The following is a 24,823-nucleotide window of genomic DNA, read 5'->3' on the forward strand; positions in this document are numbered from 1 at the left end:
AATGCATATGGCCATCGTGAATGACGTCGTGGCACTGATTGGCAACACGCCGCTGCTGCGTTTGAGCAAGCTGGATACTGGTCCCTGTGAACTGCTGCTGAAACTGGAGAACCAGAACCCCGGCGGCTCGATAAAAGATCGCGTGGCGCTGTCGATGATTGAGGATGCGGAGCGACGCGGCGTCCTGAAACCCGGTGGCACCATTATTGAAGCCACGGCGGGCAATACCGGCCTCGGGCTGGCGCTGATCGCGGCGCAAAAAGGCTATCAGCTGATCCTTGTGGTGCCGGATAAGATGAGCCGCGATAAGATCTTTCACTTGCGGGCGCTCGGTGCCCGGGTACTGCTGACGCGCTCAGACGTCAATAAAGGGCACCCCGCCTACTATCAGGATTATGCCCGTCGCCTCGCGGCAGAGACGCCCGGCGCCTTCTATATCGATCAGTTTTCAAACCCGGCGAATGCGCTGGCGCATCTCACCACCACCGGACCCGAACTGACTGCCCAGAGCGAGGGGGCCATTGATGCCGTAGTGGTCGGCGTCGGCTCCGGCGGCACGCTGGGCGGCTTACAGGCCTGGTTTAACGAGGTATCGCCGCATACCGAATTTATCCTCGCCGACCCCGATGGCTCGGTGCTGGCCGACCAGGTGGAACACGGGAAGTATGGCGACGCCGGAGCCTGGCGCGTGGAGGGGATCGGCGAGGATTTTATTCCGCCGCTGGCAAGGCTGGAAGGCGTGCGGCGCGCATACCGCATCAGCGACGCCGAGGCGTTCGCCACCGTCCGGGAGCTGCTGAAAATGGAGGGTATTCTGGCGGGCTCCTCCACCGGCACGCTGCTGGCAGCGGCGCTGCGCTATTGCCGCGCCCAGACCACACCGAAGCGTGTGGTCACCTTCGCCTGCGACAGCGGTAACAAGTACCTGTCGAAGATGTTTAACGACGACTGGCTGCGCCAGCAGGGTCTGCTCACGCCCCCGCAAACCGGCGATCTGCGCGATCTGATTGCTTTCCGTCATGACGAAGGGGCCACCGTGGTCACCGCGCCGGACGATACCCTCGCTGCCGTGCTGGCGCGAATGCGGCTGTACGACATCTCCCAGTTGCCGGTACTGGCGCAGGGCGAGGTAGTGGGCATTGTCGATGAGTGGGATCTGCTGGCGCACGTGCGCGGCGACAGTGCGCGCTTCCTGACACCGGTCTCTGATGCCATGACCCGCCACGTAGAAACCCTTGATGCCGCCAGCCCGGAAAGCGCCCTGCATGACATTTTTGCCCGCGGTCACGTTGCTGTCGTCACGCGTAACGGCGCGTTCTCAGGACTCATCACCCGCAGCGACGTACTGAATCGCTGGCGTAACCGCCTCGAATAATAAGGAGTAGATAATGACTAAATTTGCCACACTGAGCGTGCACAGCGGTGCGTTTTCGGATCAATACGGCGCGGTAATGCCGCCGATCTATGCCACCTCAACCTTTGCCCAGCCTGCCCCAGGCCAGCACACCGGATACGAATACTCGCGCAGCGGTAACCCGACCCGCGCCGCGCTGGAAAACGCCATTGCTGAACTGGAAGGCGGCACGCGCGGTTACGCCTTTGCTTCAGGCCTCGCGGGCATCGCCACGGTGCTGGAACTGCTGGATAAAGAGAGCCATATCGTGGCGGTGGATGACGTCTATGGCGGCACCTGGCGTCTGATGGAAAACGTGCGCCGTCGCACCGCCGGGTTAAAAATCAGTTGGGTAAAACCCGACAATCTGGCCGCTATTGAGGCTGCCATTCAGCCAGATACCCGCATGATCTGGGTGGAAACGCCAACCAACCCGCTGCTCAAGCTGGCGGATCTGCGCGCCATCGCGGCCATCGCCCGACGCCACGGCGTGATGAGCGTAGCGGATAATACCTTCGCCTCGCCGGCAATTCAGCGTCCGTTGGCGCTGGGCTTCGATATTGTGGTGCACTCCGCGACAAAATACCTGAATGGCCACTCCGATGTGGTGGCGGGTCTGGTGGTGGTGGGCGATAACCCGGCGCTGGCAGAGCAGCTGGCGTATCTGCACAACGCGGTGGGCGGTGTGCTCGATCCGTTCAGCAGTTTCCTGACGCTGCGCGGCATTCGCACGCTGGATCTGCGCATTGAGCGCCACAGCAAAAACGCGCTGGCGGTGGCGGAGTGGCTGGAGGGGCATGCGCAGGTGGAGAAAGTCTGGTTCCCGTGGCTGGCATCGCATCCTCAGCATGCGCTGGCGCGCGAGCAGATGTCGCAGCCGGGCGGGATGATCGCATTTGTGGTGAAGGGCGATGAGCAGCGTGCGGCGGCGGTTATCGCGCAGCTGAAACTTTTCACCCTGGCGGAGAGCCTGGGCGGGGTGGAAAGTCTGGTCAGCCAGCCGTTCAGCATGACCCACGCCTCCATTCCGCTGGAGCAGCGTCTGGCTAACGGCATTACGCCGCAGCTGATTCGCCTGTCGGTGGGAATTGAGGATGCGGGGGATTTGATCGCCGATCTGGATGCGGCGCTGGCAGGCTAAAAAAAACGGCGGAGAGATCCGCCGTTTTCTGCTGCGCGATTACTGCTGCGCTTCACGCTCCGCAATAAAGCCCAGCGCTTTGTTGATGCGCTCGACGGCGCGGGTTTTGCCGATGGCGTGAACGGTCACGTCCAGACCCGGTGACTGCCCTGCTCCGGTTACCGCTACGCGCAGCGGCATACCGACTTTACCCATGCCCACTTCCAGTTCGTCGGCGGTAGCCTGAATGGCGTGATGCACGTTTTCCGCGCTCCATTCGGTGATGGCAGCGAGCTTGTCACGCACCACTTCCAGCGGCTGACGGGCAACCGGGCGCAGGTGTTTCTTCGCCGCATCGGCATCAAACTCGTCAAACTCTTCATAGAAGTAGCGGCAGCTCTCCGCCATCTCCTTCAGCGTCTTACAGCGCTCGCCGAGCAGTTTCACCAGATCCGCCAGCTCAGGACCGGTACGGGTATCGATGTTTGCCTGCTCGATATGCCACTGCAGCTGGGTGGCAACGTATTCAGCCGGAAGATGGTTAATGTAGTGGTGGTTCAGCCACTGCAGTTTTTCCGTGTTGAAGGCGCTGGCAGATTTGCTCACCGCATCAAGGCTGAACAGCGAGATCATCTCTTCACGGGTGAAGATCTCCTGGTCACCGTGGGACCAGCCCAGGCGTACCAGATAGTTCAGCAGCGCTTCCGGCAGGTAGCCGTCGTCGCGATACTGCATGACGCTCACCGCGCCGTGGCGCTTGGAAAGCTTTTTACCGTCGTCGCCGTTGATCATCGACACGTGCGCATAAAGCGGCACCGGCGCGTTCAGCGCTTTCAGGATGTTGATCTGACGCGGGGTATTGTTGATGTGGTCTTCGCCACGCACCACGTGGGTGATCTCCATATCCCAGTCATCGACCACCACGCAGAAGTTGTAGGTCGGAGAACCATCGGTACGACGAATGATCAGATCGTCCAGCTCCTGGTTACTGAACTCAATCGGGCCGCGGATCTGATCGTCAAAGATGACCGAACCTTCCTGCGGGTTAGCGAAGCGCACCACGCACGGCTCATCGTCGGCATGATGTTCGTGCCCGTGGCGGCAATGACCGTCATAGCGTGGCTTTTCACCTTTCGCCATCTGCTCTTCACGCAGCTGCTCCAGACGCTCTTTAGAGCAGTAGCATTTATAGGCGGTGCCGGCAGCCAGCATCTCGTCGATGACCGCGTTGTAGCGATCGAAACGTTTGGTCTGGAAATACGGGCCTTCATCCCACTCCAGGCTCAGCCAGTTCATCCCGTCCATGATGGCTTCGATAGCCTCCGGGGTAGAACGTTCGAGATCGGTATCTTCAATGCGCAGCACAAACTGACCGCCGTGGTTACGGGCAAACAGCCAGGAGTAGAGCGCGGTACGGGCGCCACCAACGTGCAGATAGCCGGTCGGGCTTGGCGCGAAGCGGGTTTTGATTTTCATTAAATGACCTTATATGTCCTGAGTGCCGGTGGCCGGCAGATGCCAGGGATTTTGCGTGGCCAATATTCTACCACCCTGCGCTGATTCCTCAATCGGCATCCCCGCGATGAGGCTTTTCTCTGGCTTTTTGTTTAATAATCATGCATTGCGGTTCAATATCTCGTCGCATCGCCTGATTTTTCAACGAACAATCAAATTCTTTGGAAAAGGCGTTGACTCCTTTTCAGCTCTCCCTATAATGCGACTCCACACAGCGGGGGTGATTAGCTCAGCTGGGAGAGCACCTCCCTTACAAGGAGGGGGTCGGCGGTTCGATCCCGTCATCACCCACCACATTTTATGTGGCTTCCGCAGTGTAGACAGAGAATTGAGAAGTGGGTGATTAGCTCAGCTGGGAGAGCACCTCCCTTACAAGGAGGGGGTCGGCGGTTCGATCCCGTCATCACCCACCACTTTCTCACCAGCGAAGTTTTCTGTCATTGAAGTACCGAAGTGGGTGATTAGCTCAGCTGGGAGAGCACCTCCCTTACAAGGAGGGGGTCGGCGGTTCGATCCCGTCATCACCCACCACTTCGGGTCGTTAGCTCAGTTGGTAGAGCAGTTGACTTTTAATCAATTGGTCGCAGGTTCGAATCCTGCACGACCCACCAGTGTAAAAAGGCGCCCTAAAGGCGCCTTTTTGCTATCTGCATATTTTACGATTCGAACCTGCAGCAGGTTTGGGTCGAGCCATTCTGGCGAGACAACGGCGCCGTTTACGGCGACGGCCCGAAGGGCGAGGCGAAGCCGAGTCATCCTGCACGACCCACCAATGTAAAAAGGCGCCCTAAAGGCGCCTTTTTGCTGTCTGTTATTTTAACCTTCCCGTCTGTTATCTCCCCTAAGCTTATCCCTCCGATTGCCGATAAAAGAACGAGTTATGGCAAGAAAGGAGCAGTAAATGACCACTATAAGCAATAGCATTGCAAGCACTGCGCAGTCAGCCCAGGGCGGGTCCAGCGCCTCTTCCGGTAGCGATATCGGGTCGCAAATCAACCGCATCACGCAGCAGATTAAAAACCTGACGCAGAAGTTGAAAGATGTGGCGAACAGCAGCGGCGAGGCAGAAGACAAGCTTAAGCAGCAGGAGATGATTCAGGCGCAGATTAAGATGCTGCAGGCTCAGCTGGCGCAGCTTCAGCGTCAACAAGCCGAAGAAGCGCAGCAGAAACAGGCGCAGAATACGGTAAAAGCAGAAGGCGTGAATCCACCTTCCGCGCAGCACCAGGTTGATATTTATATCTGATCAGGGGCGTCTGAGGGGCTGAACCAGATGGCCCAGCCCCTCTGTTTTAATAAGCAGCGTCACCGCCATCAGTTCACCCAGCCGTCCGGCCGGAAACTCGTCCTTACGGGCAAACCACAGCAGATACTCTTCAGGCAGATCGATAAGCCGCCGCCCTTTATATTTGCCAAACGGCATCTCGGTATTGGCGATAGCGACCAGCTGCTCTTTATCCATTGGACTCGCCCAGCAGGCGTACCATTTCCGCCTCGTCGATGACGTCCACGCCCAGCTCCTGCGCTTTAGCCAGTTTCGACCCTGCGGCTTCGCCCGCAATCAGCAGATCGGTTTTTTTCGATACGCTGCCGCTGACCTTCGCGCCGAGTTCGGTCAGACGCGCTTTGGCATCTTCACGCGACATCAGGCTCAGCGTCCCGGTCAGGACGATCGTCTTACCGGCAAACGGGCTGTCGATTTCCTCAGCGTTGATCACTGCCGGCGCAGGCCAGTGAATACCCACTTCCTCCACCAGCTGGCGGATCACCTCGCGGTTGCTCTCCTCCTCAAAGAAGTTGAACACGTGCGTCGCGACCACGATGCCGACGTCCTGCACTTTCTGCAGCTCGTCAATACTTGCCTTAGAGAGCGCGTCGAGATTACCAAAATGCGCCGCCAGCCCGGCAGCCGTCGCCTCGCCTACTTCCCGGATACCAAGCGCATAAAGGAAACGGGCAAAGGTGGTCTCTTTGGCTTTCTCAAGGGCATTCACCACGTTCTGCGCGGATTTTGGCCCCATACGATCCAGCCCGGTCAGCTTGCCGGCGGTAAGACGGAACAGGTCGGCCGGGGTTTTGACGTACTCTTTTTCCACCAGCTGATCGATGATCTTGTCGCCCATGCCGTCAACGTCCATCGCACGGCGCGACACAAAATGCTTGAGCGCCTCTTTACGCTGCGCACCGCATATCAGGCCACCGGTGCAGCGGGTGACGGCTTCGCCTTCCACACGCTCAACGTCAGAGCCGCATACCGGGCAGTGAGCCGGGAAGACCACGGGACGAGTATCGTCCGGGCGGTCGGTCATCACCACGTTAACCACCTGCGGGATAACGTCTCCTGCGCGCCGAATCACGACTCTGTCGCCGATGCGCAGCCCCAGGCGCTCGATTTCATCGGCGTTATGCAGGGTGGCATTGCTCACCAGCACTCCCGCCACCTGTACCGGCTCAAGGCGCGCCACCGGGGTAATAGCCCCGGTACGACCGACCTGGAACTCCACTTCGCGAACGGTAGTCATCTGCTCCACCGCAGGGAATTTAAACGCCACCGCCCAGCGCGGCGCACGCGCCACGAAGCCAAGCTGCTCCTGCAGCTCCAGCGAATCGACCTTAATCACCACGCCGTCGATATCAAAGCCCAGATGCGGTCGGTCATTTTCAACCTGATGATAGAAATCGAGCACCGCGTCCGGGGTGTCGCACAGACGAACCCGATCGCTGACCGGCAGACCCCAGGCTTTAAACTGTTGCAGGCGGCCCATATGGCTGCGCGGCAGCTCGCCGCCCTCCAGCAGACCGACACCGTAGCAGAAGAAGGTCAGTGGGCGTTTAGCCGTGATACGCGGATCGAGCTGGCGCAGGGAACCAGCGGCCGCATTACGCGGGTTGGCAAACACTTTCGCCCCGGTACGGCGGGCATCTTCATTAATTTTTTCAAAGCCCGCCTGAGGTAAAAACACTTCGCCACGCACTTCGAGACGCGCCGGGATATTTTCCCCGTGCAGCTTAAGCGGCACTGCGCGGATGGTGCGCACGTTAACCGTAATATCTTCCCCGGTGGTGCCGTCCCCACGGGTGGCCGCACGTACCAGCACGCCGTTCTCATACAGCAGGCTCACTGCAAGGCCGTCCAGCTTCAGCTCGCAACACCACACCAGCGCATCACTGTTCTTGAGGCGATCCTGCACGCGCTTATTGAAAGCCAGGAAGCTGGCCTCATCAAACACGTTGTCCAGCGACAGCATCGGCACTTCATGGCGTACCTGGCTGAAGGCGGTCAGCGGCGCGGCACCCACGCGCTGGGTGGGCGAATCCGGCGTGATAAGTTCCGGATGCTGCTCCTCCAGGGCGCGCAGCTCGCGCAGCAGGCGGTCGTATTCCGCGTCCGGGATCTCCGGCGCGTCCATCACGTGGTAGAGGTATTCATGATGGCGAAGCGTAGTTCGCAGCTCAGTAAGTTGTTCTTCGATTGATTTCATATCACACCATCAATGATAAAAAACCCCCGACGAGCGGGGGCTTGTAAGCAGTTCGGAGACTTCGTGGCGCTTAGCTGTTAGCCTCGCAGACTTCACGGATGCGATCCTGATATTCACGCAGCTTCTGGGGCGTCATCATACGGCGCTGATCGTCCAGCACTACGCCACCCACTTCGTCAGCAATGTGCTGCGCGGACTGCAGCATCAGTTTGAAATTCTGCTTTTCATCCCCGTAGCAAGGCACCTGCATAAAGATGGTGATGCCAGGGGTAGTGAAATCGCCCATGGTTTCCGGGTCGAACGACCCCGGTTTCACCATATTCGCCAGGCTGAACAGCACCGGGCCGCTGCCGTCCGGGCTGAGGTGACGATGGAAAATGTTCATTTCGCCAAACTTGAAACCGGCCTGCTGAATGCTGTTGAGCAGTACTTCACCATTAAGTTCGGTGCCGGCATGTGCCGCCACGTTCATAATAATAACGGTCTCTTTGAGTCGCGGCTTTTCCACTACCGGCTCAGGGGCATGCTGCGGTTCAGCAGACTGTGCTGGCTCGTCCCACTGCGGTTCAGGCGCGAACATTGGCTCGGCGCGAACCGGCTGCGCTTCGGGCTGATGAACCGGCTGCGCGGGTTGAGCAACAGGCTGAGGTGCAGGTTCCGGCTGCGCGGCAACGGGGGCCTGCTGGGCCTGAGGTTGCTGGCGAACTGGCTGCGCGGGAGCGACAGGTTCAAACGGGGTTTCAGGAGCAGGCTGCGGTGCGGCGGCCGGGCGCGGCTGAGCAGAGGCATAAGGCGGCTGATACTGGTGTTGTGGACCCGGACGCGGCGCGTCTTCCTGAACAGATTCCTGCGGCGAATTAACCCGACGCACGCGCACTTCACCGACGCCCTCTTCCTCGTCGTCGATGTCGTCTTCTTCCTCGTCGTCACGACGAGATTTCATGCGCTTCAGGGGGCGATCGCGGAACACGGAGGAGCGCTCCTTACGGCTGGTCCAGAGACCGTGCACCAGCAAGGCGATTATGGCGATCGCGCCAACAATGATTAATATCAGACGCAAATCCTGCATCATTATATTCTCTGTTGTTCTAAACCATTAAACTTACGTTGCGCCGGGAGGTCAGTCGTCACCGCAGGTAAGCCTGAGAGACGATCGCAGCTAACTTAGCTGCATCATAAAGATGGTGGGATAACCCCCCGCCACCGCGGCAAACATTTCATCACTAAGAGTATTTGCGCATCTGCTTAAGTGCAAGTGCGCGCTTGGTTTTCATTCCATAAAGATACGATAAATCGTGCTTTTCGCTGATTTTTCGACCATTTCCGAAGTCGTTATCTGAAACGACCTGGTTAATATAGCCGCGCAACAATCCGGCAGTGATAAAGGAGTAGTCTTCTGACATGGTTTCAAACACAGCAAACGTGCCGCGCAGCGGTTTTCATTATTTCGCTCAGGGCTGGAAACTCGTGACGCTACCGGGCATTCGCCGCTTCGTTATCGTTCCGCTGGTCCTGAATATTCTGCTGATGGGCGGCGCCTTCTGGTGGCTGTTTACCAGGCTTGACGCCTGGATCCCCGCATTGATGACTCACGTACCCGACTGGCTTCAGTGGCTCAGCTACCTGCTCTGGCCGCTGGCGGTAATAAGTATCGTGCTGGTGTTCGGCTATTTCTTTTCTACTATTGCCAACTGGATCGCCGCACCGTTCAACGGCCTGCTGGCGGAGCAGCTGGAAGCACGGCTGACCGGGGCGACGCCGCCTGATACCGGAGTGCTGGGCATTGCTAAAGATATCCCGCGCATTATGAAACGCGAGTGGCAGAAGCTGGCGTGGTATCTGCCGCGTGCCGCCGTGCTGCTGGTGCTGTACTTCATACCGGGGATTGGTCAGACCGTCGCGCCGGTGCTGTGGTTCCTTTTCAGCGCCTGGATGCTGGCGATCCAGTACTGCGACTACCCGTTCGACAACCATAAAGTCCCGTTCCGCGACATGCGCCAGGCGCTGCGCGCGCGTAAAACGCTCAATATGCAGTTCGGCACCGTAGTTAGCCTGTTTACGCTGATTCCTTTCCTGAATCTGTTTATCATGCCGGTTGCCGTGTGCGGCGCCACCGCGATGTGGGTGGATGCGTATCGCATGAAGCATGCTCAGTGGAAATAACCCGCAAAGGTGGCATATGTCAGCGCTTATTCCATACTGATCATCATTATTTCGCTACAGCATATAATATGCGATTTACTTACTTCCGCATAAAGCCTGAGCAGGTATGCTGAGGCAGTTCCCAAATTTCAACCAGTTAAGGACGGGCCATGAGTAAGATTTTTGAAGACAACTCGTTGACTATTGGTCATACGCCGTTAGTACGACTGAACCGCATTGGCAACGGACGCATCCTGGCGAAAGTTGAATCCCGCAACCCAAGCTTCAGCGTCAAGTGCCGTATCGGTGCCAATATGATTTGGGACGCTGAAAAACGAGGTGTTCTGAAGCCTGGCGTCGAACTGGTTGAACCGACCAGCGGCAACACCGGTATCGCGCTGGCGTATGTTGCCGCGGCGCGTGGTTACAAGCTGACGCTGACCATGCCGGAAACCATGAGTACTGAACGCCGCAAGCTGCTGAAGGCGCTGGGCGCGAATCTGGTGCTGACCGAAGGCGCAAAAGGCATGAAGGGCGCTATTCAGAAGGCGGAAGAGATCGTTGCCAGCGACCCGACCAAATATCTGCTGCTGCAGCAGTTCAGCAACCCGGCGAACCCGGAAATTCACGAAAAAACCACCGGGCCTGAAATCTGGGAAGATACCGACGGCCAGGTTGATGTCTTTATCGCGGGCGTGGGAACCGGCGGTACCCTGACCGGCGTCAGCCGCTATATCAAAAATACCAAAGGTAAAACCGATCTCATCACCGTGGCGGTAGAACCGACCGATTCTCCGGTTATTGCACAGGCGATCGCCGGAGAAGAGATCAAACCGGGTCCGCACAAAATTCAGGGTATCGGTGCCGGTTTCATTCCGGGCAACCTGGATCTTAAGCTGGTTGATAAAGTGGTGGCCATCACTAATGAAGAGGCTATCTCTACTGCCCGTCGCCTGATGGAAGATGAAGGTATTCTGGCCGGGATTTCCTCCGGCGCAGCGGTAGCTGCCGCGCTGAAACTGCAGGAAAATGAGTCATTCGCGAATAAAAATATCGTGGTGATCCTGCCCTCTTCCGGCGAGCGCTATCTCAGTACTGCGCTGTTTGCCGATCTGTTTACCGAGAAAGAACTGCAACAGTGATGCCAGGTTGTTAAATGCGGCGAAAAAAGCACCCATTCGGGTGCTTTTTTGTGGCGTACATCAAACTTTTGTTGCGCTCAGCATTGCTTCACCCCGTCGGGTCTGGTATTTAACCAGCAATTATTTTGATGCGTGAAATTAATCGTTACCGTAAAAGCCACTGCTGAATCGATTTAAGGGTTTGGTCCCTCTTCTGCTTCGCGGCATAATATTAGTGACGAGCGAAACGCGTACCGCATGGCGTCCTGCCCTGCGTGTTTTGGTTGTTTCTTCATGCATCTTGTGTCGCGTTCTGTTACGTCGGCGCTAACAATACAGGCTAAAGTTGAACCGCCAGGCTAGACTTTAGTTCCACAACACTAAACCAATAAGTTGGGGAAATACAATGTTCCAGCAAGAAGTTACTATTACCGCTCCGAACGGTCTGCATACCCGCCCTGCTGCTCAGTTTGTTAAAGAAGCTAAAGGCTTCACCTCTGAGATCACTGTGACCTCCAACGGCAAAAGCGCCAGCGCGAAAAGCCTGTTCAAACTGCAAACTCTGGGTCTGACTCAGGGTACCGTTGTTACCATTTCTGCTGAAGGCGAAGACGAGCAGAAAGCGGTTGAACATCTGGTAAAACTGATGGCTGAACTCGAGTAAGTTCGCGTTCTTTTAACGATCAGTCACAAGTAAGGTAGGGTTATGATTTCAGGCATTTTAGCATCTCCGGGTATTGCATTTGGCAAAGCGCTTCTGCTTAAAGAAGATGAGATTGTCATCGACCGGAAAAAAATTTCTGCCGACAAGGTTTCTCAGGAAGTTGAACGTTTCCTGAGCGGTCGTGCCAAGGCATCCGCTCAGTTAGAAGCGATCAAAACGAAAGCCGGCGAAACCTTCGGTGAAGAAAAAGAAGCCATCTTCGAAGGGCATATCATGCTGCTTGAAGATGAAGAGCTGGAGCAGGAAATCATAGCCCTGATTAAAGATAAGCTGATGACTGCCGACGCGGCAGCTCATGAGGTTATCGAAGGTCAGGCTCACGCCCTGGAAGAGCTGGACGATGAATACCTGAAAGAGCGTGCGGCTGACGTGCGCGACATCGGTAAGCGCCTGCTGCGCAATATCCTCGGCCTCGCCATTATTGACCTCAGCGCTATTCAGGACGAAGTAATCCTGGTGGCCGTTGACCTGACGCCGTCTGAAACCGCACAGCTCAACCTGAACAAGGTGCTGGGTTTCATCACGGACATCGGCGGTCGCACCTCGCACACCTCCATCATGGCGCGCTCGCTTGAGCTGCCGGCCATTGTGGGCACCGGTAGCGTGACCACCCAGGTTAAAAACGACGATTACCTGATCCTCGATGCGGTTAACAACAAGGTTTACGTTAACCCGACCAACGAGGTGATTGACGACCTGCGCGCTACGCAGGCGCAGGTCGCTGAAGAGAAAGCCGAACTGGCGAAGCTGAAAGATCTGCCGGCCATTACCCTTGACGGCCACCAGGTTGAAGTCTGCGCCAACATTGGTACCGTGCGCGATGTCGCCGGTGCAGAGCGCAACGGCGCTGAAGGTGTTGGCCTGTACCGCACCGAATTCCTGTTCATGGACCGCGACGCGCTGCCGACTGAAGAAGAGCAGTTCCAGGCCTATAAAGCCGTGGCTGAAGCCTGTGGCTCTCAGGCTGTGATCGTGCGTACCATGGACATTGGCGGCGATAAAGAGCTGCCGTACATGAACTTCCCGAAAGAAGAGAACCCGTTCCTCGGCTGGCGCGCGATTCGTATCGCGATGGATCGCAAAGAGATCCTGCGCGATCAGCTGCGTGCCATCCTGCGTGCTTCCGCCTTCGGCAAGCTGCGCATCATGTTCCCGATGATTATCTCGGTGGAAGAAGTGCGCGCGCTGAAGAAAGAGATCGACATCTTCAAGCAGGAACTGCGCGACGAAGGTAAAGCCTTCGACGAAACTATTGAAATCGGCGTGATGGTTGAAACCCCGGCGGCAGCGACCATTGCGCGTCATCTCGCCAAAGAGGTTGATTTCTTTAGTATTGGTACCAACGATTTAACACAGTATACGCTGGCAGTTGACCGCGGTAATGATATGATTTCCCATCTTTACCAGCCGATGTCACCGTCCGTACTGAATCTTATTAAGCAAGTGATTGATGCATCTCATGCAGAAGGCAAGTGGACCGGAATGTGCGGTGAGCTTGCAGGCGATGAACGTGCTACACTTCTGTTGCTGGGGATGGGTCTGGATGAGTTCAGTATGAGCGCCATTTCTATCCCGCGTATCAAGAAGATTATTCGTAACACGAACTTCGAAGATGCGAAGGTTTTAGCAGAGCAGGCTCTTGCTCAACCGACAACGGACGAGTTAATGACGCTGGTTAACAAGTTCATTGAAGAAAAAACAATCTGCTAATCCACGAGATGCGCGGCCCAAATTACTGCTTAGGAGAGAAGGCTAATGGGGTTATTTAGTAAACTGTTCGGTGACAAAGGCAATAGCGACACCGGAACCATTGAGATCGTTGCTCCACTATCTGGTGAAATCGTTAATATCGAAGACGTACCGGATGTCGTGTTCGCTGAAAAAATCGTTGGTGATGGCATCGCTATCAAACCGACCGGTAACAAAATGGTCGCACCGGTTGACGGTACCATCGGTAAGATTTTCGAAACCAACCATGCGTTCTCTATCGAATCTGACAGCGGCATTGAGCTGTTTGTCCACTTCGGTATCGACACCGTTGAACTGAAAGGCGAAGGCTTCACGCGTATCGCTGAAGAAGGTCAGCGCGTGAAGAAAGGCGATCCGGTTATCGAATTCAACCTGGCCCTGCTGGAAGAGAAAGCGAAATCCACGCTGACGCCGGTTGTTATCTCCAACATGGACGAAATCAAAGAGCTGATCAAACTCACTGGTAGCGTAACCGTTGGCGAAACACCGGTTATCCGCATCAAGAAATAAGTTCGATACTGCGAACAAAAATGGCGCCCGAGGGCGCCATTTTTTATTGCCGCAACGGGCTTAAATCCCGGCCCCCTGGCTGTAGCTCTCTTCGCCAAAGACGCCGGTAGAAAGATAGCGGTCACCGCGATCGCAGATGATGGCCACCACTACCGCGCCGGGGTTGTCATTGGCGACGCGCAGTGCGCCCGCCACGGCCCCACCGGAACTCACCCCGCAGAAAATACCCTCCCGCACCGCCAGCTCGCGCATTGTCACTTCCGCATCACGCTGATGAATATCCAGCACCATATCCACCAGATCGGCGTTATAGATGCCGGGCATCCAGGCGGCAGGCCAGCGGCGGATCCCCGGAATGCTGCTCCCCTCCTGGGGCTGCAGGCCGACGATGGTGACAGGCTTACTCTGCTCGCGCATAAAACGCGCCACGCCGGTGATGGTGCCGGTGGTGCCCATGCTGGAAACGAAATGGGTAATGCGCCCGCTGGTCTGCTGCCAGATTTCCGGCCCGGTGGTAGCGTAGTGGGCGTAAGGGTTATCCGGATTGTTAAACTGATCGAGCACCTTGCCGTCGCCGCGCTCGGCCATCGCCTGCGCCAGCTCGCGCGCGCCCTCCATCCCCTGCTCTTTCGATACCAGAATCAGCTCTGCGCCATAGGCGCGCATTGCGGCGCGGCGCTCCTGGCTCATGTTGTCCGGCATCAGCAGTTTCATGCGGTAGCCCTTGATGGCGGCAATCATCGCCAGGGCGATACCGGTGTTGCCGCTGGTCGCCTCAATCAGCACGTCGCCGGGCGAAATTTCGCCGCGCGCTTCGGCGCGCTGGATCATCGAGAGCGCCGCCCGGTCCTTCACCGACCCGGCGGGGTTATTCCCCTCCAGCTTTACCCAGATTTCACTGCCGTTATCCGGCCCCATGCGCTGCAGTTTTACCAGCGGCGTGTTACCGATGGTCTGTTCTAGTGTGTTCACGTTTGTCTGTCCGGAAGCATAAAAAAAGCGGCCACGAGGCCGCTTCCACATCGTTTTCGTTAAGCTATCAGGCGGACTGCGCCAGGGCAAGGCGTTCGCTACGTTCGATGCGCTGGTCGCCGTGGTAGAGGCGCGCCTGCTCCAGGCCCACAAAGAGCCGTTCGCCACGCTGCGGAACATGCTCATCCTGAAACACCACCGACAGCGGCTCGTCATACCAGCCCAGCGGCTGCACCACCAGCTGCAGATAGTGCCCTTTCGGGCTGACCTCCAGCACCTGCACCGGCAGTGGAGAATCAAGACTGGTACGGCGGCTGATATCCACTTCCCACGGGCGCAGGAACAGATCCACCGGCCCCTGGTAGGATGGCGTATAGCCGAGCGACCAGCGATGCGCGCCGACCTGGAACTGGCCGCCGCGAATCGTGCCTTTCAGACGGTTCACCTCGCCGAGGAACTCCAACACGAAGCGGGTCGAGGGCTCGCGCCACACCTGCTCCGGGGCATCCGCCTGCTCGATGTTCCCCTGGCTCATCACCACCACGCGGTCGGCCACTTCCATCGCCTCTTCCTGATCGTGGGTGACGAACACACTGGTGAATTTCAGTTCAGCATGCAGCTCGCGCAGCCAGCGGCGCAGCTCTTTACGCACCTGGGCGTCCAGTGCACCAAATGGCTCATCCAGCAGCAGGATTTGCGGCTCCACCGCCAGCGCACGCGCCAGGGCGACGCGCTGCTTCTGCCCGCCGGAGAGCTGTGCCGGATAGCGTTCAGCTAAATGCGCCAGCTGCACCATCTCCAGCAGTCGGGTGACCTTCTGCTTGATGGCGGCGGCGTTCGGTCGCTCGCGACGCGGCAGTACCGACAGGCCAAAGGCGATGTTTTCAAACACCGTCATATGCCGGAACAGCGCGTAGTGCTGGAACACGAAACCCACTTTTCGATCGCGGGCGTGCAGACGACTCACGTCGGTGCCGTGAAAACGGATATTACCGCTGGTCTGATGCTCAAGCCCGGCAATGATGCGCAGCAGCGTGGTTTTTCCGGAGCCGGACGGCCCCAGCAGCGCCACCATCTGGCCAGAAGGAATATCCAGAGAGATATCGTTCAGCACCTGCGTGCGCCCGAAGGATTTGTTAATTGCGTCAATCTCAATGCTCATGATTTTCCTCCTGATGCTGGCGTTTTTCCTGATTATTCAGGCGCCACTGCACCACACTCTTTAAAAACAGGGTCAGGATCGCCATCAGCGTCAGCAGCGCTGCAGCAGTAAAGGCGCCGACGGTGTTGTAGTCCTGCTCCAGCAGTTCAATCTGCAATGGCAGCGACAGCGTCTCACCGCGAATCGAGCCGGATACCACCGACACCGCGCCGAATTCGCCGATGGCGCGGGCATTGGTCAGCACCACGCCGTAGAGCAGCGCCCAACGAATGTTCGGCAGCGTGACGCGGCGGAACATCTGCCAGCCTGACGCGCCGAGCAAAATCGCCGCTTCATCTTCATTACTGCCCTGGCTCAGCATCACCGGCACCAGTTCACGCACCACAAACGGGCAGGTCACGAAGATGGTCACCAGCACCATCCCCGGCCAGGCGAACATAATTTGCAGATCGTGTTCGTCGAGCCAGCCGCCCAGCGGGCCGTTGGAACCATAGAACAGCAGATAAACCAGCCCCGCTACCACCGGCGAGACGGCAAATGGAATATCCAGCAGGGTCAGCAGCAGCTGGCGGCCAGGGAAGGTGAAGCGCGTCACCAGCCAGGCAAGCAGCGTACCGAACACCAGATTAACCGGCACGGTGATCAGCGCGATCAGCACTGTCAGCCAGATAGCGTGCAGCATATCCGGGTCGGCCAGGTTATTCAGAACGGGCATCAGCCCCTCAGAAAAGGCCTTCGAGAAGATGTACACCATCGGTACAACGAGAATGAAGATCGAGACCAGCATCCCGGTGCCGATCAAAAACCATTTACCCCAGTTAATGCGCACGCGGCGCTGTCCTGTTTGCGAAATCGTTGTCATCAGTGCCCCACTACCCGGCGGCCAAAGCGGCTTTGCAGCGTGTTAATCGCGAAAAGAAGCAGCAGCGATGCGGCAAGGATCACCGAAGCTATCGCGCTGGCGGCGGGATAATCGAACTCCTGCAGACGCACGAAAATCATCAGCGAGGTGACTTCAGTTTTCCAGGCGATGTTCCCGGCGATGAAAATTACCGCCCCGAACTCGCCGAGGCTACGGGTAAACGACAGCGCTACGCCCGCCATCAGCGCCGGAGAGAGTTCCGGCAGCACCACTTTGCGGAAACTCTGCCAGCGCGTCGCGCCGAGGGTTTCCGCCGCTTCCTCATATTCCGGCCCCAGCTCTTCGAGCACCGGCTGTACGGTACGCACCACGAACGGGATGCTGGTGAACGCCATCGCCACGGCAATACCGAGCCAGGTGTAGGTGACCTTGATACCAAACTGCGCCAGCCATTCGCCGTAAAAACCGTTTACCGAGAACAGCGAGGCCAGCGTCAGGCCCGCCACGGCGGTGGGCAGCGCAAACGGCAGGTCCATCAGCGCATCCAGCAGCGTGCGGCCCGGAAAGCGATAGCGCGTCAGGATCCACGCCATCAGCAGGCCGAACACGCCGTTAAACACCGATGCCACGGCGGCTGAGAGCAGCGTTACCTTATAGGCAGCCACCACCTGCGGATTGGTGATCACGTCCCAGTACTGTTCCCAGCTCATCTGCGCCAGCTGCATCACCAGCGCGCTGAGGGGTAAAAGTAAAATCAGGCAGACGAACAGCAGGCTGGTTCCCAGGCTCAGGGTAAAGCCGGGCAGCACGCGTCTGGAAGCCACTGCAAACATTACTTACGCCCCTGACTCAACAGCGTGTCGAACTCGCCGCCGCTGGCGAAATGCGTTTTCATGGCTTGTGGCCAGCCCCCGAAGGTGTCTTCCACGCGGAACAGCTCAGTCTGCGGGAATTTGTCCTTCAGCTTGTCCATCACCTGCGGGTTGTTCACGCGGTAGTAGTAGTCAGTGATGATGGTCTGGGCCTGCGGGCTGTAGAGGTAGTTGAGATAGGCCTTCGCCACTTTCCCGGTACCGTTGGCCTTCACGTTTTTATCCACCCACGCCACCGGGAATTCCGCGAGGATATTCACCTTTGGCACCACCACTTCAAAGCCCTGCGCTTCATACTGCTTGCGGATGTTATTCACTTCCGATTCAAAGCTGATCAGCACGTCGCCGAGGCCACGCTCAACGAAAGTGGTCGTCGCCCCACGACCGCCGGTATCAAACACTTCGACGTTCTTCAGGAATTGCGTCATGTACGCTCTGGTTTTTGCTGCATCGCCGCCGTCGGCTTTATCCGCAGCACCCCACGCCGCCAGATAAGTGTAACGAGCGTTACCGGAGGTTTTGGGGTTCGGGAAGATGAGTTTTACATCGCTGCGGACCAGATCGTTCCAGTCGTGAATGTTCTTCGGATTACCTTTGCGCACCAGAAACGCCATGGTGGAGTAGAACGGCGAGCTGTTGTTTGGGAGCCGCGCCTGCCAGTCGGCAGCGAGCAGCTTGCCGCGGTCGTGCAGGATCTGGACGTCGGTCACTTGGTTATAAGTTACAACGTCTGCTTTTAAGCCCTGCAGAATGGCCAGTGCCTGCTTTGAAGAGCCGGCATGGGACTGTTTTATCGTCAGTTTATCGCCAGCGTTTTCGGCGGCCCACTGCTGCTCAAAGGGAGGATTAAGTGCAGCAAACAGCTCGCGCGATACATCATAGGAGCTGTTCAGCAGTTCTGTTGCCTGCGCATGGCCTGCCAGTAGCAACGAGACCGCTACCGCAAAGCACCCTTTTTTCACTGACTTACCGGCCATGTTTCACCCTTACCCGTGTGACGACGAATGAGGGTTCAGTGTATTTATAACCGGTGGCAAAGCTATAACGCTTTTATATACCGTTTGGTGATTTGCAAGCGTAAAAGGGAATAAGCATTCAGGCGTGAAACAGCCCTCTCCGGTGCGCGAAGAGGGCGAAGGATCAGAGCGCGAACAGGCGCTCCAGCGACGGGGCGAAGTAGTAGCCACCGGTCACGGGACGGGTGAAGCGCAGCATGGCGTCACGCTTGCCGTCGGTATCGCCAAACATGCTCAGCAGCTGTTGCTCAATGTTATACAGGCGAGCGCTGTAGGCGCAGAAATAAAGGCCATTTTTACCGCTGGCGGTGCCCCACGGCAGGCTCTGACGCACAATCTTCAGCCCTTTGCCGTTCTCCTTGAGATCGACGCGGGTGAGGTGCGATGTTACCGGGCGTGCATCGCCGTCAATCTCTTCATTAGCCACTTTGGTGCGGCCGATGATCATCTCCTGATCTTCGACGCTGATGCGGTTGAGCTGGCGCAGGTTATGTTCCCAGCGCTGGACCAGCACGTAGCTGCCTCCGGCATCGATGCCGTCCTGGATCACCGCCACCTCACGACGCAGCTCGTCGCCCTGCGGGTTTTCGGTGCCATCAACGAAGCCGCTCAGGTCGCGATCTTCCACCCAGCGGAAGCCGTGGGTTTCTTCTTCTAATGTCAGCGCCTCGCCAAAGGCGGCAAGCGCAGCCTGGGCAACCGAAAAATTCACGTCATGGCGTAGCGACATCACGTGAATCATCACATCACGCTGGGTTGCCGGTGCCAGGCCTTTACCCAGCGGGGCAAAGTTTTTCAGCTCCTGCGCGCCTTCACCTTCGCTGAGGGTGCGCCACAGATCGTGACCAAAGGCAATCACCGCCCCGAGATGCGCATCGGGAAACTGCAGCTGGAAAGTCGCCAGCTTATCCGCAAACACCCGGCAGCCAGCGCGAATGGCCGCGATATCATCGCTGGCGTTCGCTTCCAGCCAGATAGCGGCGCGACAATGTTCGGGCAAAATGCCGCTCTGAACCTGAGACACGTTTTTCTCCTGAAGAACAGATGCCACACCATGTGGCATTAATCGCGCCATTCTACCCTGGTTTCACCCTTTGCCGTTGCGCTGGCGCATGCTTAGCGCTGCCAGATAATACGCTCCACGCTCCAGCGTTTGAGCACGTCATCCGGCGGCATCAGGCCGTCCGGGCCGCTCCATGCGCCGCTGAACAGATAGTGAATATGCTCGCTGCCCGGGGCTTTACAGCTTACGCCTTTGCTCTCCAGGGTGTTGGCGCTCTGGCAGTTGCCATAGGCTTTGTCATAGAGGTCAGTAAACGGCGTGCCGATACTGACGTCGCTGTCGGTGGTGATGTCTTTATCCAGCACCTCAACGCGGCGCACCGTGGCATCGCCATTCACCACCAGCGCGAGACGATCGTCTTTCAGCGCTTCGAAATAGCGCACGATATTGCCGTTTTCCGTCTTCATACCGCTGCGTACCCGGTAATCATCGCCGAGCGCATCGGTGATTGCGCCCTCTTCCAGCGGTGTCGCCGCCGTCAGATCGCCAACGCCCTCTTCGGTGACCTCCAGCGAGGAGCCAAACCAGTTCCACGGGTTCGCGGCAGACCAGGGGACATTTGACAGCGTCGAACACCCGGACAGCAGCAGCGCCGATCCGCACAGCAATACACGCAGCTTTTTCATCACTTCTTCCTTTTAACAATTCCAGACACGCACCTTTGAGTGCCAGCGGCGCAAAAAGTGCCGTTAGTCGTTTTCCGGCTGGAAACAGCCGCGCAGACGACGGCTGGTCAGCATCCACCACAGGGCGTAAACGTCGGTAATCAGCAGCGCCAGCGTGATGCCGGTGACCACTTCGCCCTGCCACCACAGCAGCACCTGCCAGAGTAGCAGCAGAAGCTGGGTTGCCACCAGCACGCTGCGCCATGCCCGCCACATCACAGGCCATTGCTGTCGTCTGCCGCTCAGCATAAACGCGACTGCCGCCGGCAGACCAACCAGCAGGCCGGGCCAGAAGGTATCGCGATTCGGGTAAAACAGCGTCAGCAGCGCACTGCCCTGCTCGCGTGAGGCCCCGGCGATAACGAACAGCACCCAGGTGCGGGCCTGCAATATCAGCACGCCCCAGAACAGCAGCGGCAGTTTCAGCCGCCCGAAGCTGTCGTAATCCGATGGTAAAAACATGTATAGACTCTTGGGCTATTTCTGAATCAGGGCCAAAATTATCGCTGTAGTCCCGGCGCGAAGATAGTCTTTCGCCCTCAACCAAAGGAGATGGAAATGAAAAAAGCAACAATCGCACTGTTAATCGCGGCAAGTGGTCTGGTCGCCGCTCCGGCAATCGCTCAGAAGGGCGGCTTCAATGGCCCGGACAGCACCACCAGCCAGAAACAGGGCGGCTTTGTCGGTCCGGACGCGGCCAGCACGACGGTCGCCGAAGCGAAAAACCTGCGCGACGACGCCTGGGTGGTGCTGGAAGGGAATATCGTCCGTAAAATGGGTAAAGAGCTGTATGAATTCCGCGATGCCAGCGGTAACGTCAATGTCGATATCGACGATCACGTCTGGCAGGGGCTCTCCGTCGGTCCGAATGATAAAGTGCGCCTCGAAGGCGAAGTGGATAAAGACTGGAACTCCGTTGAGATTGACGTGAAGAAAGTCACAAAATCCTGATAGCGTACCGGCCCGCCACCCGGCGGGCCTGATGCTCATACCCGCGCTTAGTATTCGTCATCCTCAATCACGCGTTTCCCCAACACCAGCACGTCTTCCTGCTCGTAACCCAGCCGCTCATACAGGCCAATCACGATATCGTTGTCCTCGCGCACCTGGATGTTGATCTTCGGGCAGCCGCGGGCGATAAGTTTTTTCTCCAGCCGGCTCAGCAGCGCATTGGCAATGCCACGCCCGCGAAATTCAGGGTGTACGCCCAGGTAGTAGGCCGAGCCGCGGTGGCCGTCATAGCCGCCCATTACGGTCCCGACGATCTCGCCGCCCACTTCCGCGACCAGAAACAGACTGACGTCGTGGTTGAGCTTGCGTTCAATGTCCAGCTCCGGATCGTTCCATGGACGCAACAGATCGCACCGCTCCCACAGGGTGATAACTTCTTCTGAATCTTCCTGGCGAAAAACGCGTATCTCCATGGTAATCCCCACTTTTTTAATCGCTAAACCCCGATTATGGACCGAAGCGCGGTAATAACCAATATTATCCCTGAGCAACACTGAAGAATGTCCTCAGCGTGCCGATTAATGCCCTGAAACGAAAACTAAAACTTTTCTGCTTCAAGGCTGTCGTTCCGCTGCTACGATACGATATTCCATTTACTGACCATCCATTTTGCAACTCAGGCCGCATGAGCACGATTAAATCCCTGAAAATAACCACCTCACGCCGCCAGCTGCTGCTGACGGGCCTTGCGGCGCTTACGCTGTCCGGTATGAGCAAAGCCCTGGCCCGGGAAGAGAGTAAGGCGCTGAATACCAGCACCGGGCACAGTAAACCGAAAGCCAAAAAACCGGGCGCAAAACGCATTGTGATGCTCGACCCGGGCCACGGCGGCATTGATACCGGTGCCATCGGCCATAACGGGTCGAAGGAAAAGCACGTGGTGCTGGCGATTGCTAAAAACGTGCGCGCCCTGCTGCGCAGCCACGGCATTGAAGCAAAGCTGACCCGCAGCGGCGACCACTTTATTCCCCTCTACGACCGCGTGGAAATTGCCCATCAGCACGGTGCCGACCTGTTCATGTCGATTCACGCTGACGGCTTCACCAACCCGTCGGCGGCAGGCGCATCGGTATTCGCCCTCTCTAACCGCGGTGCGAGTAGCGCGATGGCGAAGTATCTTTCTGAGCGCGAGAACGCCGCCGATGAGCTGGCCGGTAAGGCGGCGAAGGATAAAGATCATTTACTGCAGCAGGTGCTGTTCGACCTGGTGCAGACCGATACCATTAAAAACAGCCTGACGCTCGGCTCGCACATTCTGCGTCAGATTAAGCCGGTGCACCGCCTGCACAGTAAAGCAACCGAACAGGCTGCGTTTGTCGTGCTAAAATCGCCATCCATTCCTTCGGTGCTGGTGGAAACCTCCTTCATTACCAACCCGGAAGAGGAGCGCCTGCTCGGTACCACGGCTTTTCGACAGAAGATTGCCCGCGCCATTGCCGACGGCGTAGTAAGTTATTTCAACTGGTTTGATAACCAGAAAGCCCATGCAAAACGTAGCTAATTTATGAAGCCTGACAGCCAACGCGTTAAATCCTTCCTGCTTGCGTTACAGGACGACATCTGTCGGCAGCTCAGCGCTGTCGATGGTTCGGCATTCACCGAAGACGCGTGGCAGCGCGAAGCTGGCGGCGGCGGACGCAGCCGGGTACTGCGCGACGGCGCGATCTTTGAACAGGCAGGCGTCAATTTTTCGCACGTCTACGGCGACGCGATGCCCGCCTCCGCTACCGCGCACCGTCCTGAGCTGGCCGGTCGCAGCTTTGAGGCGATGGGCGTGTCGCTGGTGATCCATCCGCGTAATCCGTACATCCCGACCAGCCACGCCAACGTGCGCTTTTTCATTGCTGAAAAGCCGGGTGCCGATCCGGTCTGGTGGTTTGGCGGCGGATTCGATATGACCCCCTTCTACGGTTTTGAAGAGGATGCGGTGCACTGGCACCGTACCGCGCGCGACCTCTGCCTGCCATTCGGGGAAGATGTCTATCCGCGCTACAAAAAGTGGTGTGATGACTACTTTTATCTTAAACATCGCGACGAGCAGCGCGGGATCGGCGGCCTGTTCTTCGACGATCTCAACGCTCCCGACTTTGAGCACTGCTTTAACTTTATGCAGGCGGTGGGTAACGGCTTTACCGCGGCTTACCTGCCGGTGGTTGAGCGCCGCAAAGCGATGCCCTGGGGTGAACGCGAGCGCGCATTCCAGCTTTATCGCCGTGGCCGCTATGTGGAGTTTAATCTGGTCTGGGATCGCGGCACGCTGTTTGGCCTGCAAACCGGCGGACGCACCGAGTCAATTTTAATGTCGATGCCGCCGCTGGTGCGCTGGGAATATAATTATCAACCGGAAGATAACAGCCCCGAAGCGGCGCTGAGCGAATTTCTGAAAGTTAAAGCGTGGATATAAGGTTATCAGGGCTCACGAGGCCCTGATATTTAACGTAACGATTAACAGGTTCCTTCCAGATTATCATCCGGACGTACAGCGATGCGGCGGCGTAAAAACTGCACCAGCTCCGCATTATTATCGATATTAAATTTTTCCATAATGCAGTGCTTATGGGCGCTGACGGTTTTAGCGTTGATATTCATCAGCCCGGCGATCTGCCGGTTATTAAAACCCTTAATAGTGAAATGGGCAATTTTTTGCTGCTGGCGCGACAGCATAACGTGACTACAGGTTTTACAGTTGGGCATCACCCATTCACAGTTTCCGGTAATGTGCTCATTCCAGGCAAACAGCACATCGTTGCGTATTTTCGTCATCGGGCTGCGCTTATTGAGATAGACCATGTTCTTCAGGCACAGCGGCGCACGCGGCTGAAGCAGCGGCGCGTCGCCCTCATAGAAACCGACAATAACGCTGCGTTTTTTGCGGTATTGCAGCAGCGGGTAGCACTGCACGTTATCGCCCGGGCGCACCTCAAGGATAATAATATCCATATAGCCAATAGTCTCTTCGGTCATCTCTTCATAGAAGGTCAATGAACGCTGATACTTCGCTTCGAAAGCCTGATGAAGCGCCTCAATGAGACCGCGTTTAAAAAAATTATCCACGTCCTGAATAATTACATTGATCATTACGCGTACCTTCCGTAGTTATTGATAGCTGCAATAACTGCGTTTCACTCAAACAGCCTTAAAAGCTGAGCGTTCGCAGCGAGAATTTACCTGATGCACGCACGCACATTATTCATGAGATTAATATACCAGCGGTATTAGCGAAACAGAGAGCCAGCAGGCTTTGTCATACAGGATATAGCGCTGACGCCAGCTGAAGCATGGCATCACAGCCCTGAGAAGATAGCGCGTTATTTCTGCCGGGTCGAGCCCCAGGATGCTAAATATTATTTCCGCCCGACTGAACTAATAGAACATATAAAATAACAATTAACGACCAGCCCTTAAATATTCACGCGATAAATTAAGAATTGGAAAGCATATTTT

25 protein-coding genes, 4 tRNA genes and 1 other RNA gene are annotated in these 24,823 nt (G+C 57.0%); 16 read left to right on the top strand and 14 right to left on the bottom strand.

Annotation, left to right across the window (positions count from 1 at the left end):
* The first annotated feature begins 7 nt into the window (after window positions 1–7).
* Together KFZ77_RS13930 and KFZ77_RS13935 are read left to right on the top strand one after the other, a co-directional pair.
* On the top strand, window positions 8–1,375 hold the full coding sequence (locus KFZ77_RS13930; protein WP_264384532.1) for a pyridoxal-phosphate dependent enzyme: 1,368 nt from the start codon (window positions 8–10) through the stop codon (window positions 1,373–1,375).
* Between the two features lie 13 nt (window positions 1,376–1,388).
* A complete protein-coding gene (locus KFZ77_RS13935) occupies window positions 1,389–2,534 on the top strand; it encodes a trans-sulfuration enzyme family protein (protein WP_264384533.1) in 1,146 nt (381 codons plus the stop codon).
* Window positions 2,535–2,573: 39 nt separating this feature from the next.
* On the opposite strand, the gene gltX is transcribed toward KFZ77_RS13935, so the two are convergent.
* The gene (gene gltX, locus KFZ77_RS13940; protein ID WP_264384534.1) at window positions 2,574–3,989 is read right to left on the bottom strand and encodes a glutamate--tRNA ligase; all 1,416 of its coding nucleotides are present in this window, start codon (window positions 3,987–3,989) and stop codon (window positions 2,574–2,576) included.
* A gap of 257 nt (window positions 3,990–4,246) precedes the next feature.
* On the opposite strand from gltX, the gene KFZ77_RS13945 reads away from it, so the two are divergent.
* From KFZ77_RS13945 to KFZ77_RS13970, 6 genes are all read left to right on the top strand, one after another.
* Window positions 4,247–4,322 (top strand) — tRNA-Val (locus KFZ77_RS13945).
* A gap of 43 nt (window positions 4,323–4,365) precedes the next feature.
* Window positions 4,366–4,441 (top strand) — tRNA-Val (locus KFZ77_RS13950).
* A 42-nt stretch (window positions 4,442–4,483) separates the two neighbouring features.
* A tRNA-Val gene (locus tag KFZ77_RS13955) sits at window positions 4,484–4,559 on the top strand.
* Between the two features lie 4 nt (window positions 4,560–4,563).
* Window positions 4,564–4,639, top strand: a tRNA-Lys gene (locus KFZ77_RS13960).
* A gap of 29 nt (window positions 4,640–4,668) precedes the next feature.
* A non-coding RNA gene (locus KFZ77_RS13965) (RtT sRNA) lies at window positions 4,669–4,800 on the top strand.
* A gap of 129 nt (window positions 4,801–4,929) precedes the next feature.
* Entirely contained in the window at window positions 4,930–5,274 is a 345-nt protein-coding gene (locus tag KFZ77_RS13970; protein ID WP_264384535.1) for a FlxA-like family protein, read from the top strand.
* Here KFZ77_RS13970 and KFZ77_RS13975 read toward each other — a convergent pair whose 3' ends face one another.
* The 3 genes from KFZ77_RS13975 to zipA form a co-directional block, all read right to left on the bottom strand.
* Entirely contained in the window at window positions 5,275–5,490 is a 216-nt protein-coding gene (locus KFZ77_RS13975) for a DUF3820 family protein (RefSeq protein WP_031520453.1), read from the bottom strand.
* Window positions 5,483–7,510, bottom strand: coding sequence for an NAD-dependent DNA ligase LigA (gene ligA / locus KFZ77_RS13980; RefSeq protein WP_264384536.1), 2,028 nt, complete (start codon window positions 7,508–7,510; stop codon window positions 5,483–5,485). Before ligA ends, KFZ77_RS13975 begins: the two co-directional genes overlap by 8 nt.
* Before the next feature lie 70 nt (window positions 7,511–7,580).
* A complete protein-coding gene (gene zipA / locus KFZ77_RS13985; RefSeq protein ID WP_264384537.1) occupies window positions 7,581–8,582 on the bottom strand; it encodes a cell division protein ZipA in 1,002 nt (333 codons plus the stop codon).
* Window positions 8,583–8,911: 329 nt separating this feature from the next.
* Here zipA and cysZ point away from each other — a divergent pair, with 329 nt between their 5' ends.
* The 5 genes from cysZ (at window position 8,912) to crr (ending at window position 13,756) form a co-directional block, all read left to right on the top strand.
* Window positions 8,912–9,673, top strand: a complete 762-nt coding sequence (gene cysZ, locus KFZ77_RS13990) for a sulfate transporter CysZ (protein WP_264384538.1) — start codon at window positions 8,912–8,914, stop codon at window positions 9,671–9,673.
* A 149-nt stretch (window positions 9,674–9,822) separates the two neighbouring features.
* Entirely contained in the window at window positions 9,823–10,794 is a 972-nt protein-coding gene (gene cysK, locus KFZ77_RS13995) for a cysteine synthase A (RefSeq protein WP_264384539.1), read from the top strand.
* A 385-nt stretch (window positions 10,795–11,179) separates the two neighbouring features.
* Window positions 11,180–11,437, top strand: a complete 258-nt coding sequence (gene ptsH / locus KFZ77_RS14000) for a phosphocarrier protein Hpr (RefSeq protein WP_000487600.1) — start codon at window positions 11,180–11,182, stop codon at window positions 11,435–11,437.
* A 42-nt stretch (window positions 11,438–11,479) separates the two neighbouring features.
* Window positions 11,480–13,207, top strand: coding sequence for a phosphoenolpyruvate-protein phosphotransferase PtsI (gene ptsI, locus KFZ77_RS14005; RefSeq protein WP_264384540.1), 1,728 nt, complete (start codon window positions 11,480–11,482; stop codon window positions 13,205–13,207).
* A 45-nt stretch (window positions 13,208–13,252) separates the two neighbouring features.
* Window positions 13,253–13,756 (top strand): PTS glucose transporter subunit IIA, encoded by a 504-nt coding sequence (gene crr / locus KFZ77_RS14010; RefSeq protein WP_031520441.1) that lies wholly within the window; start codon window positions 13,253–13,255, stop codon window positions 13,754–13,756.
* 60 nt (window positions 13,757–13,816) lie between these two features.
* On the opposite strand, the gene cysM is transcribed toward crr, so the two are convergent.
* The 8 genes from cysM to KFZ77_RS14050 form a co-directional block, all read right to left on the bottom strand.
* Complete coding sequence (gene cysM, locus KFZ77_RS14015; protein ID WP_264384541.1) at window positions 13,817–14,728, bottom strand: cysteine synthase CysM; 912 nt, start codon at window positions 14,726–14,728, stop codon at window positions 13,817–13,819.
* Between the two features lie 67 nt (window positions 14,729–14,795).
* Window positions 14,796–15,890 (bottom strand): sulfate/thiosulfate ABC transporter ATP-binding protein CysA, encoded by a 1,095-nt coding sequence (cysA, locus tag KFZ77_RS14020; RefSeq protein WP_031520437.1) that lies wholly within the window; start codon window positions 15,888–15,890, stop codon window positions 14,796–14,798.
* Window positions 15,880–16,752 carry a sulfate/thiosulfate ABC transporter permease CysW gene (gene cysW, locus KFZ77_RS14025; RefSeq protein WP_031520435.1) on the bottom strand — a complete coding sequence of 291 codons (873 nt, stop codon included), beginning with the start codon at window positions 16,750–16,752 and terminating at the stop codon, window positions 15,880–15,882. Before cysW ends, cysA begins: the two co-directional genes overlap by 11 nt.
* Window positions 16,752–17,585 carry a sulfate/thiosulfate ABC transporter permease CysT gene (cysT, locus tag KFZ77_RS14030; RefSeq protein WP_031520433.1) on the bottom strand — a complete coding sequence of 278 codons (834 nt, stop codon included), beginning with the start codon at window positions 17,583–17,585 and terminating at the stop codon, window positions 16,752–16,754. Before cysT ends, cysW begins: the two co-directional genes overlap by 1 nt.
* Window positions 17,585–18,601 (bottom strand): sulfate ABC transporter substrate-binding protein, encoded by a 1,017-nt coding sequence (locus KFZ77_RS14035; RefSeq protein WP_031520431.1) that lies wholly within the window; start codon window positions 18,599–18,601, stop codon window positions 17,585–17,587. Before KFZ77_RS14035 ends, cysT begins: the two co-directional genes overlap by 1 nt.
* 163 nt (window positions 18,602–18,764) lie before the next feature.
* Window positions 18,765–19,664 (bottom strand): Dyp-type peroxidase, encoded by a 900-nt coding sequence (locus KFZ77_RS14040; protein ID WP_264384542.1) that lies wholly within the window; start codon window positions 19,662–19,664, stop codon window positions 18,765–18,767.
* A gap of 92 nt (window positions 19,665–19,756) precedes the next feature.
* Window positions 19,757–20,329, bottom strand: a complete 573-nt coding sequence (locus KFZ77_RS14045; RefSeq protein ID WP_031520427.1) for an RpoE-regulated lipoprotein — start codon at window positions 20,327–20,329, stop codon at window positions 19,757–19,759.
* 63 nt (window positions 20,330–20,392) lie between these two features.
* A complete protein-coding gene (locus tag KFZ77_RS14050; protein WP_264384543.1) occupies window positions 20,393–20,830 on the bottom strand; it encodes a DUF2919 domain-containing protein in 438 nt (145 codons plus the stop codon).
* Window positions 20,831–20,926: 96 nt separating this feature from the next.
* Between KFZ77_RS14050 and KFZ77_RS14055 the strand changes: the two genes are divergently transcribed.
* Window positions 20,927–21,319, top strand: a complete 393-nt coding sequence (locus KFZ77_RS14055; protein ID WP_031520422.1) for a YgiW/YdeI family stress tolerance OB fold protein — start codon at window positions 20,927–20,929, stop codon at window positions 21,317–21,319.
* 47 nt (window positions 21,320–21,366) lie between these two features.
* On the opposite strand, the gene KFZ77_RS14060 is transcribed toward KFZ77_RS14055, so the two are convergent.
* Window positions 21,367–21,792, bottom strand: coding sequence for a GNAT family acetyltransferase (locus KFZ77_RS14060; RefSeq protein WP_031520420.1), 426 nt, complete (start codon window positions 21,790–21,792; stop codon window positions 21,367–21,369).
* A gap of 212 nt (window positions 21,793–22,004) precedes the next feature.
* On the opposite strand from KFZ77_RS14060, the gene amiA reads away from it, so the two are divergent.
* Both amiA and hemF read left to right on the top strand, forming a co-directional pair.
* Window positions 22,005–22,880 carry an N-acetylmuramoyl-L-alanine amidase AmiA gene (amiA, locus tag KFZ77_RS14065; protein WP_031520418.1) on the top strand — a complete coding sequence of 292 codons (876 nt, stop codon included), beginning with the start codon at window positions 22,005–22,007 and terminating at the stop codon, window positions 22,878–22,880.
* Window positions 22,881–22,883: 3 nt separating this feature from the next.
* Complete coding sequence (gene hemF, locus KFZ77_RS14070) at window positions 22,884–23,783, top strand: oxygen-dependent coproporphyrinogen oxidase (protein ID WP_264384544.1); 900 nt, start codon at window positions 22,884–22,886, stop codon at window positions 23,781–23,783.
* A gap of 41 nt (window positions 23,784–23,824) precedes the next feature.
* Here the strand turns inward: hemF and KFZ77_RS14075 are convergent, their stop codons facing one another.
* Window positions 23,825–24,457, bottom strand: coding sequence for a LuxR C-terminal-related transcriptional regulator (locus KFZ77_RS14075; RefSeq protein WP_031520414.1), 633 nt, complete (start codon window positions 24,455–24,457; stop codon window positions 23,825–23,827).
* Window positions 24,458–24,823: the final 366 nt, after the last annotated feature.

Origin of the sequence: Siccibacter colletis, from assembly GCF_025914095.1 — a bacterium.
GTDB lineage: Bacteria > Pseudomonadota > Gammaproteobacteria > Enterobacterales > Enterobacteriaceae > Siccibacter > Siccibacter colletis.